At 67.7% G+C, this 10,099-nt stretch carries 8 protein-coding genes; 4 read left to right on the forward strand and 4 right to left on the reverse strand.

Annotation, left to right across the window (positions count from 1 at the left end; translation table 11 throughout):
• A partial coding sequence (locus tag VFQ05_06490) for a hypothetical protein (protein ID HET9326397.1) occupies positions 1–1,544 on the reverse strand: 1,544 nt, incomplete at its 3' end.
• A 133-nt stretch (positions 1,545–1,677) separates the two neighbouring features.
• Here VFQ05_06490 and VFQ05_06495 point away from each other — a divergent pair.
• Positions 1,678–2,244: a sigma-70 family RNA polymerase sigma factor gene (locus tag VFQ05_06495; GenBank protein HET9326398.1), complete on the forward strand. Its 567-nt coding sequence runs from the start codon at positions 1,678–1,680 to the stop codon at positions 2,242–2,244.
• On the opposite strand, the gene VFQ05_06500 is transcribed toward VFQ05_06495, so the two are convergent.
• On the reverse strand, positions 2,241–4,832 hold the full coding sequence (locus VFQ05_06500) for a serine/threonine-protein kinase (protein ID HET9326399.1): 2,592 nt from the start codon (positions 4,830–4,832) through the stop codon (positions 2,241–2,243). The genes VFQ05_06495 and VFQ05_06500 overlap by 4 nt on opposite strands.
• A 100-nt stretch (positions 4,833–4,932) precedes the next feature.
• On the opposite strand from VFQ05_06500, the gene VFQ05_06505 reads away from it, so the two are divergent.
• Complete coding sequence (locus tag VFQ05_06505; GenBank protein ID HET9326400.1) at positions 4,933–6,042, forward strand: FlgD immunoglobulin-like domain containing protein; 1,110 nt, start codon at positions 4,933–4,935, stop codon at positions 6,040–6,042.
• 12 nt (positions 6,043–6,054) lie between these two features.
• Here VFQ05_06505 and VFQ05_06510 read toward each other — a convergent pair whose 3' ends face one another.
• Together VFQ05_06510 and VFQ05_06515 are read right to left on the reverse strand one after the other, a co-directional pair.
• Positions 6,055–7,491, reverse strand: coding sequence for an HD domain-containing phosphohydrolase (locus VFQ05_06510; GenBank protein ID HET9326401.1), 1,437 nt, complete (start codon positions 7,489–7,491; stop codon positions 6,055–6,057).
• Positions 7,484–9,112, reverse strand: a complete 1,629-nt coding sequence (locus VFQ05_06515; protein HET9326402.1) for a HEAT repeat domain-containing protein — start codon at positions 9,110–9,112, stop codon at positions 7,484–7,486. Before VFQ05_06515 ends, VFQ05_06510 begins: the two co-directional genes overlap by 8 nt.
• A 254-nt stretch (positions 9,113–9,366) precedes the next feature.
• On the opposite strand from VFQ05_06515, the gene VFQ05_06520 reads away from it, so the two are divergent.
• Positions 9,367–9,732, forward strand: coding sequence for a metalloregulator ArsR/SmtB family transcription factor (locus tag VFQ05_06520; GenBank protein HET9326403.1), 366 nt, complete (start codon positions 9,367–9,369; stop codon positions 9,730–9,732).
• 10 nt (positions 9,733–9,742) lie between these two features.
• Positions 9,743–10,099 (forward strand): SRPBCC domain-containing protein (locus tag VFQ05_06525; protein HET9326404.1); only part of this gene is annotated, 357 nt, incomplete at its 3' end.

Genomic DNA, 10,099 nt, shown 5'->3' on the forward strand with positions numbered 1-10,099 from the left:
CCGTCCCACGTGATCTTGTGCGCCCCCGCGGAAAGCGTCGCGGCGCCGAGGTCCGCCACCGCGCGGCCGTCGACCCCGTAGACCGCCATGCGGACGCGCGCCGCGGCCGGCAGCGCGAAGGACAGGTGGACGCGGTCGACGAACGGATCGGGCCACGCATGCGCCTGGAGCGTCGCCGACCTCTCGTTGGGCACCGCCAGCACGGTTCCGCCGGAGCTGACGTGGGAGGCGTAGACGTCCTCATGGGTGCCGCTTCGCAAGTCCTGCCAGCTGATCCAGGCGCCGCCTCCGCCGTCGATGGCGATCGTCGGAAAGTCCTGACTGTTCGACGCCGTGCTCACCGGCACACCGTCCAAGGTCCACAGCGACGCTCCATTGCCGTCGATTCGCTGGGCGTAGATGTCCCAGCCGGAGGCGCCGTTGCGGGCGTCGTACCAAGCGATGATTCCGCCTCCCGCGCCGTCGGAAACCATCCTGGGCGCTCGCTGATCGTCCGTCGCCGTGCAGAACGGCGAGCCGTTGACCATCCACTGCGTCGCTCCCTCCTGGTTCAACTTCTGGGCATAGAGGTTGAAGTTCGTCGGGGCGCGGCTGTCCTCCCAGGCGACGATCGCTCCGCCGGCGCCATCGCCGATCACCGTCGGCGCCCTTCCCGTGGTGGAGAGGGAGAAGCCACCGGACGCCGGATTCCAGATCCGGTCGCCGCTCGAGTTGACGCATTGGATGAAGGCGCCACCGCCGGACCACGCGATGATCGCCCCGCCCGCTCCGTCGGAGGCCATGCTCGGCGGCATGTTGTTCCCCGTGCTCGCCAGGATCACCGGCTGCCACACCTCGGCGCCGGCGCTGTTGAGCCTTCGCGCGCGCACGCCGGGGTTGATCCAGGCGAAGATGGCCCCGCCCACCCCGTCCGAGAGGATCGCGGGATTCCCCTCGCTGTTCATGTTGGTCGCGGCGACCGCGATTCCCTGCGAACCCCACTGCAGCGCTCCGCTCGAGTTCAGCTTCTGCGCGTAGACATCGGAGGTGCCGCCGGAACCCAGGTCCGAGCGCCACGCGACGAAAGCGCCGCCCGTGCCGCCGAGGTCGGGCGCGATCGCCAGATGGCGAGTCGCCGAGAGATTGTTCGTGAGCTGAACGCCGTCCGCTCCCCATTGGGGGACTCCTGAAGCGTTCACGCGCTGCGCGCGCGGAGGAGTGCTGGATCCGTCGAAGGCGAGGAACGCTCCTCCCGCGCCGTCGGCGACGATCACCACCTCCTCGCTGGCATCCGGTGTCGAGGAGAGCTGCACCCCGCCGGCCGTCCACAGCGGGATGCCCGCGGCGCTCAGGCGCTGCGCGTAGCAGCGACCGTTCGAACCGTCATGCCACGCGACGATCGTGCCCCCGGCGCCATCCGAGACCGTGACCGGGAACAGCTGATCCCCGGCCGCCGTGCTGACCGGGATTCCATCAGGGTTCGCCGCGAAGACCGGAGCGCTGCAGCGGAGGATCGCGGCCAACGCCGCGAGGGTGGCGACGCATGCTGCCAGGTCACGATGCATGTCCACCTCGAAGGGAGAAAGGGCGGCCGAAGTCGTCTGAAGATGGGGACTAAGGGTAGAGCGCGCCCAAGTTCATCTCAAGGAATAGCGTCGGCCGGCCGGGTGGTAGCATTCCGCCGGGTGCGGAGGTTCGATGGACCCAAGCTCCATTACCGAGGCATTGAACCGGATGGCTCGGGGCGATCGCACGGCGCTGGATCACCTCATGCCGGTGGTCTATGGCGAGCTCCGGCGCCTGGCGGCGAGCCAGCTCAGAAGGGAGCGCAAGGCGCACACGCTCCAGCCCACGGCCCTGGCCCACGAGGCCTATCTTCGCCTGCTGGGCGGCAACAAAGCCGCCTGGCAGAGCCGGGCCCACTTCATGGGTGTTGCGGCGCGGGCGATGCGCGAGGTGCTCGTCGATCATGCTCGCCGCCGCAGGGCGCTCAAGCGCGGCGGCGGGCTCGAGCTCACGGTGCTCGACGAGTCCCTTCAGGTCGCCGGAAGTCGCCCCATCGCCTTCGACGATCTCGATCAGGCGCTGCTCGACCTGGAACGCTCGAGCGAGCGCCAGGCGCGCGTGGTCGAGCTGCGCTACTTCGCGGGATTGTCGATCGAGGAGACGAGCGAGGTCCTGGGCATCTCCCCGGTGACCGTCAAGCGGGACTGGACGATGGCGCGAGCCTGGCTCCATCGAGAGCTGTCGGGATCGGGCCCCTAACGGACGGACGCGAGGAGCTTCGCAACTTCGTCCGCGGCTCCGGCCTCCACGGCCGCGAGCGATCGCTCGGCGGACAGCGATCGATAGAGCCCGAGGCTGCGCGAATACCAGTCCGCCGCCTGCGCCCGCCAGCGGGAGGTCTGGGATGAAACCCTCGACCGGGCCGCCAGCGCACGACAGCAGTCCCCCGCCCTGCGGCTCGCTCGGGCCATCTGAGCGCGCAGCTCCGCATTGCCGCGGTCGTTCGCCGCGAGGCTCGAGAAGCGATGGAATGCATCCTCGAACTTCGATTTCGCCTCCCGGTAGCGATGGCCCTTCACGAGGATCGCGCCCATCTCGAATTGGCCCTTGGCCAGATCCACCCGTTGGAGGACGTCGTCCGCGTCGGCGGCGGACAGGCTCTGCGCGATCTCCATGGACCGTTCGTAGAGCACGAGCGCGGTGTCGATCTCTCCCGCGTCGGCCATGAACATGGCGCGCATGCCGTAGACGACGCCGAGATCCCGCTTCGCGTCCACGTTGTCGGGGAGCGCTCGCACGCAGTCCAGGGCCAGCTCCTGGGACCTTTGGTAGTCGCGCGCCGCGCCGGCGTGATCGCCGGTGATCGCCCGCAGGTTCGCGGTCTTGGCGTGACCCACCATGAGTGATCGCCGCCACTGAGGCTCGCCGGGCTGGTCGCGGTGAAGCGCCGTGACGATTTCCAGCCCTTCCAGCGACTCCTGCAGAGCGCCGGCCGTGTCCCTGGCGGCAAGCCGCATGTCGCTGATCCGATCGCACGCCACGCCGTGATCACCCCGCAGCAGGGTGTCCTCCGGATGACGCCGCCGCTCGGCCGCGATGCGCTGCTTGGCATCCAGAGCCAGGGTCATCGCCTCGTCCTTCTGGCCCATCTGACCGAGCAGATCGCCGAGCCGCTGCATGGTGAGAACGAGATCGCGCGCGAACCTCATCGAGTCGGGCGCCGCGCGGGATGCCGCCTGCAGGAGCTCCAGCGACCGCTGGTAGCTGCGCCGCGCGTCGGCCGTTCGCCCGAGGTTCGAGAACTCGGGCCGGCCCTGCACGTCGCCGATCTTCCCGTAGGCCACGCCCATCTCGTGCTGGAGCGAGGGATCGTCGCCGGCCTCGCGGCTCAGATCGTCGAGGTAGCGCAGAGCGTGAGCCACGAGGATTTCGCGGGCCTGCGTGGCTCCTGGAAGCGCCGCGATGGCGTCATGGATGTCGTACACCACGGCACGCGCCAGGGCGCGCACGTCGTCGAACCGCCGCTGGGCGCGGTCGCGTTCGATGCGGGCGATGCGCGCCTGCCACGTGGTGCCGGCCAGCCCCGCGAGCAGAGCGGCGAGGACGACAGCACCCGTCACCACCGCCGCCCGATGGCGCCTCACGAGGCGAGAGAGGATGTAGGCGGTGGTCCTGCCGCGAGCCAGCACCGGGAGATTCTCGAGATAGCGCTGGATGTCGCGGGTGAGCTGATCCACGGATGCGTAACGCCGGCCGGGCTCCTTCTCGAGAGCCTTCAATACGATGTAGTCGAGGTCTCCGGCGAGCTGTCGCCGGAGGCGCGCCGTCGTCGTTCGCCGCCGCGAGGCGGTCTCGGCCGAGCCGGTGCGCGTCACTCCGGCGCTCGGCGGCGCGGGTTCCTCGTGGGTGACCACGCGCAGGACCTCCTCGGCGTTTCTCGACTCGAACCGCAATGGTCGCGTGCCGGTCAGCAGCTCGTAGAGCACGACGCCGAGCGAGTACACGTCGCTGGCCACGGTGACGGGTTCGCCGCGCACCTGTTCCGGGCTCGCGTAGTCAGGGGTGAGCATGCGCTGCATCGGCGCGGTGACCGTCGCCGATGCGTCGCTCGCGTCCGGGGACAGAAGCTTCGCGATTCCGAAATCGAGGAGCTTGGGCGCACCGTCCGGGGTCACCATGATGTTGTCGGACTTGAGGTCGCGGTGGACGATCAGCCGCTGATGAGCGAACGCGACCGCGTTGCACACGGTCACGAACAACCGTAGCCGGTCTTCGATCGAAATCTCTTGCTCGTCGCAGAACTCGAGGAGCGGCTTCCCGGACACGTACTCCATCACCAGGAAGGGGCTGCCGTCCGCCGCGGCGCCGCCGTCGACCAGCCGCGCGATGTGGGGATGATCGAGCATGGCCAGGATCTGACGCTCGGCCCGGAATCGCTTGAGGATTCCTTCCGAGCGCAACCCAGGCTCGATCACCTTGATCGCGACCTCTTTGGTGAAGTGCTCGTCGTCCCGGACGGCCCGATACACGATCCCCATGCCGCCGCGACCGATCTCCTCGACGATCCGATAGGGTCCGAGCCGGTCGAAGGCGGTGAGCGCTCCCGGCAAGGCCGACGCCGGCGGCGTCTCCAGGAATCCGCTGGCGGCGAGGTGGGACGCGACGAGCGAGCGGACCTGGGCGGCCATCGCCGGGTCTTCCGCGCCGATCCGCTGGAGGAAGTCCTCCCGTTCCTCCGAATCGAGCTTCAGTGCCTCGTCGAACAGCTCCTCGAGGCGAATCCAGGCCGGCGTCTCGCGGCCAGGCGGGTTCGAACCCGGACGATCGCCCGCGGACGAGTCCGACAAGCAGGCCCCTCGTTTCCCGCCGCCATGAGCCGTTTTGGCTGCCGGCTGCGCATGAGGAGGTGAAGGACGAGACTCGCTACCTGAATTCGGAGGCCGAGCTATGACCTCGCGAGCCACCGGCATCGCTCTTCTGAGTCTCTCGCTCATGGCGAGCGCTGCCGGCGCTGCACAAGACTACATGATCACGTTCAACAACGGCGGCGCCTTCATGCCGGAGATCCATTCCGCCACGGGTTTCCGCCGCGACACGTCATTCGCGCTCGCTCCCAGCAACGGGACCGGGATCCTGACCGGAGGCGCTTACGCGGGGCCGGGCATGGTGAGACCGTTCGCACGGTTGGACTGCACGTGGGGCGGAGGGTTCTCCGGGAGCTTCTGGGGGAAGACTCGCGCGAGGATCGAGACCACCGATCTGATCATCACCGGGCCGCCCGGCCCCTCGACCGTATCGGGGACGTTGTGGGTGAGCGTGAAGTTCGACCTCGACAAGGCCGGCGGCTACGCCAACAACAACGGTCACAGCGCCGCCTTTCATCTCAATGCGAGCACTCTGTACTCCGGGGTCCTCGGAACCGCGACTCATGGAAACTTCAACCTGAGCGGTTCCGGCTGCTTCTCGGGGATCACCTCGCCCAACGTCGACATGGACATCCCGCTCACGGGCAACTATCCGGTGAACGTGCCGTTCTCGTTTCAGATCTACACCGAAGCCAGTCCCAGCGCGTACGGGAATGCGTCCGTCAATCCCGGCATGCTCATGATCGATGGTGGAGGATACGCGGGGTTCCCCAATGGCGGCGGCGCTCAGCTGGTTTCAGGCGGCCCCGTCATGACGCTCCCGGCGGGCTACACGCTGAACTCGGCGAACTGGGGGATCGTCAACAACGCCTGGGCGCCGGTGGTCGGAGTCGGAAATGCGGCGCGAGAAGAGAGACTTGGACTCGAGCTCGCAGGCCCGAACCCTGCCCCGGGAACCACGCGCCTCCGCCTGACGTTGCCTCGAGCGGCCGAGGTCGCGGTGGTCGTGCACGACGTGACCGGCCGCGTGGTCGCCACCTTGCTTCGCGGCCCACGGAGCGCGGGCGTGCACGAGATCGCCTGGGACGGTCGCGACGGGAACGACTCCTCGGCACCCGCCGGGCTCTACTTCGTGCGGGCCCGATCGGAGCAGTGGCGCGCCACGCAGCGCGTGGTGCGAATGGCCCCCTGAGGCACAGGACGACTAGGCGGCCAGGAGCGGCTCGACCTCGCCGTCGTAGTCCTCGGGCGGAATCACGCGGACGACGCTCTCCTCCGCCGGCATCGGTTCCCAGCGCTCCGGGTACGAATCCGGGGGGATCGTCCCGTTGTGGGCGAGCACGCGGCAGTAGGGACGTCTCAGGTCGTCCGGGTTCACGCCGAGGCTGATGACCAGATACCCCGAGCGGGTTTCGAGCAAGCTTCCCGCGGGATAGAGGCCGACGGCCTTCACCAGGGCCCACCGCACCGCCGGATCGAACCGCTCCTGATCCGCACCCAGCAAGATCTGCAGCGCCTCGTAGCCGGTGTAAGGACGGTCCCGGTACTCGCGATGCGCGGTCATCGCGTCGAAGCAATCCGCGAGCGCCACGATGCGGCTCAGGACGGAGGGCGTCTCGCCCGGTGGTGACTTCGGGTAGCCGTTGCCGTCCATCATGCGGTGATGCTGGAGACAGACCCGCATCATGTCGAGCGTCGTGGAAGGCAGTCCCGGCATCCGGCTCACCATGATCAGGCCACGCAGCGGATGGCGGCGAATCAGCTCCCACTCGCGATCGTCGAGCGGCGTGGGCTTGCCCAGCACTTCAGGCGGGATCTCGAGCTTGCCGAGATCGTGGAGCAGGGCGGCGACCCCGAGATTCGCCAGCGCCATGCGGGGGAAGCCGAGGATCTGACCCATGGCGACCGAGAGAATGCTGACGTTGACGCAATGGACGTACGTGTACTCGTCGTGGTCCTTGAGCGCGGTCAGTCCCACCAGCGAATACTCGTTGCGCATCATGGTGTCGACGATCGGCTGCACGAGCCGTTTGACTCGTCGCAGCGCCGGCCTTCCGGTGCGCGCCGTGGCCAGGAGGGCGCGCCGTGCTCCGTGGACGGCGTGGTCGAACGTCTGCCGCGCTCGCCCGCGCTCATCCGCCCGGTCCGCCGGCTCGCTGGCGGCCCCCTGCTGTAAGCCGAGCGATTGCAGCTCGTCCACCGTGACCGCGGACGCGTTCATGATGCCCGCCGCGGTCACCGCCTCGGCGAGCCTCTCCGCCGCCTTCTCGCCTTCGTGCTTCACCACCAGCTTGAGAAACGCGCCGAGCTCGTCGGCGCCGATCCCGTCCTGCAGCCGGAAGCCGCTCAACCTGCGCTGATCGAGCTCCGAAGAGAGATGCTCGAAGAGCACCATCTGCGAGGGATGCGCCCGGACGCGCACGCCGTTGACGTAGAAGGAGGACCCCATCGCCACCACCAGGACCTCGCCGTCCATGACTCGCTGGATGAGGCCGAGGACCTCCGCGAGCTGGTCGCGGATCGCATGGTTCGACAGCTCGTAGATCCGCATGGCTCGCAGCAGCCCGTGAAGGCGCACCACGAGCTGCGGACCCAGCGTGGATTCCAGCGAAGGATCGTCCTCGAGCGGCCAATCAGGCATCCGAGACCTCCCCCGTCTTGATCGCCAGCTCGCAGGCCTTCCGCACGCCGGCATGCCCCGATCGCAACCCACGCTGCAACACGGCCTGCGCCGCAGGCGTTCCGATGCGGGCGATGCTGAGCGCCAACGACTGCCGGTGGAACTCGAGCCCGTGGGCGAACAGACCTCCCTTGTTCAGCTCTCCTTCCAGATCCTGCAACACGTGCTCACCCTGAGAGGCCAAGCCCATGTAGACGGCTCTGCGCTCGTCCTCGGACCGCTGGTGGAAGCCGGAATGCCGAAGCAGGGACAGCAGGCGCTCGCGCACCTCGGGATGGGGCACCACGCAGAGCTGCTGCAGGATCAGCGTGAACACGCGCGGCTCGGCTCCATCCAGCATCGAGAGCAGGATGGGCCGGGCCACGGGCGGAGTGCACTGGCTGAGCGTGGCCACCGCCTCGCGCCGCACTCTCATTTCCGGGTGGCCGGCGATGGCGCGCAGATAGCCTGCGATCTCGTCGCCGCCGATCCAGCCGAGGATGTGCACCGCGTTGCGCACCACGTACCACCGCGCGTCCGACATCCAGGGCAGCACTCGCTCGGGCTGCTCCTTCGTCAGTGCTCCGATCGTGCGCGCGAGCGGACGGCGGGCCCGCTTCTGCTGGCTTTCCGCGAGCACGTGCATGAGCCAGTCCACGGACTCCGGCCCGAGATCCTCGGCGAGCGCCAGGAACTCTGCCACCTCCAGGTCTCCCTGGAGATCGAGGGCGGCCACCGACTTGCGGGTCAAGAGGTCCGCGCCGCCCGCGTCGGAGAAGAAGGCCGTCGCGGTCCACCGGGGATCACAGGCGCGGAGCAGTCCCAGGCCGTGCCGCGCGGATGTCCATTCACCGAGTGAAATGGCTTCGCGGACGACCCGCGGCAGAAAGGCCGCGAGCTCGACGCGATCCTCGTCCTTGGCCGACTCGAGCGCGTCGGTGGAGACCTGGATGACCGCCTCCACGAGCGACTGGCCGGCTTCGGCATGGTATGCAGCCATGAACCGCGTGCACTCCTCGGACGACCTCGCCTCGAGACGCTCGAAGGCCTCCTCGGCGCTCCCTGGACGTTCCGCGATCTGCCAATCGTCCGAGCGCGGCTCCGCCGCCGTTGCCTTCGGCGCCGATCCGGCGCCCTGGGACGGCCAGGGGGCTGGAGCATGCGCCTCCTCCTCCTCGCTCCCGCCATCGATCTCCCCTTCGAAGGGGACCGAATCGATCACGAGCGAGGACAGGTTGCTTTCCCACAGCAGAGTGACGAGATCATCGCTGTCGGATCCCGGCGCCATCACCCGCAGGATCTGGTCCAGGAATGCGTCCAGCTCGTGCGCCTCCAACCCGGGCAGGAAGGTGAGCGCACGAATGCCGTCGCGATGGAGCGTCGCGGGCAGGTTGTCGTCGCGCGTGCGCGAGGTGTAGACCGCTGTGCCCTCGTGATGGAGGGCTCGCGAGGTGACGTCGAGCTTCAGTGCGCCCGAGCGTCCGAGCAGTTGAGAAAGATCCCGGTAGAGGTCCTCACGAAACCGGACCACCGTCGGGTTGTTGCGGTCGTAGAGACGGCAGGTCTTGAGCGTGCGCGCGAGCTGGTTGACCCAACCGGTCACTTCCCGGAGGGCAGCGACTACCGTCGCCTCGTCGGCGTCTGGAGAAATGCGCCCATCCATTGATAGATGTTTGGCCTTGTCCGAGGAACCTTGATCCTGGGGAACACTTGATTCATCGGCGTTGCCGCCTTCCACCTTGATCCCGATTCCGGACCAGCGCACCTATCGAGAGCCAGTGCGATCTCCAGTTTTCCTCCATGCGGGTGGACGCCTCGCCTTGCATGCCGCCAATCCGGTGCTATATACTGAACCACATGGTTCAGTATGTGCGGACCCGCTTCGATGCCTCGTTTGCCGCGCTCTCGGACGCCACCCGACGCGGTGTTCTGGAGCAGCTCGGGCGTGCAGACGCTTCGATCACGGACCTTGCCGACAAGTTCCACATGACCCTAACGGGCATGAAGAAGCACGTCGGCGTCTTGGAGCAGGCGGGGCTCGTCACCACGGCGAAGGTTGGCCGCGTGCGGACCTGCAGGCTCGGCCTGCGCAGACTGGATGAAGAGGCGGCATGGATCGAGAGGTACCGCCAGCTCTGGGATGCACGGTTCGACGAGCTGGACAAGGTTGTCGAGGAACTGAAACGGAAGGAGAAGGTCGATGGACGCAAGAAGAGAGAGTGAGGCCACGGCCATGAAGAACCGCACGACGGTGGAGCGGAAGTCCGAGCGTGAGCTAGTCGTTACCCGAACCTTCAACGGCCCGGCGCGTATCGTGTTCGAGGCGTGGACCAAGCCCGAGCTGTTCAAGCAGTGGTGGGTGCCGAAGTCGATGGGCATGTCCCTGCGTTCCTGTGAGATGGATGCTCGTGTCGGGGGCAAGTACCGTCTCGAGTTCGAACCCGATGGTATGGCGTTCTTCGGCACGTACCTCGAAGTGACACCGCACTCGCGCCTCGTGTGGACCAATGAGGAAGGTGGTGAGGGTGGTCCTGTCACCACGGTGACATTCGAGGACAAGGGTGGCAAGACGCTGCTGGTCCTGCACGAG

Source organism: Candidatus Eisenbacteria bacterium, assembly GCA_035712145.1.
Classification (GTDB): Bacteria; Eisenbacteria; RBG-16-71-46; order RBG-16-71-46; family RBG-16-71-46; genus DASTBI01.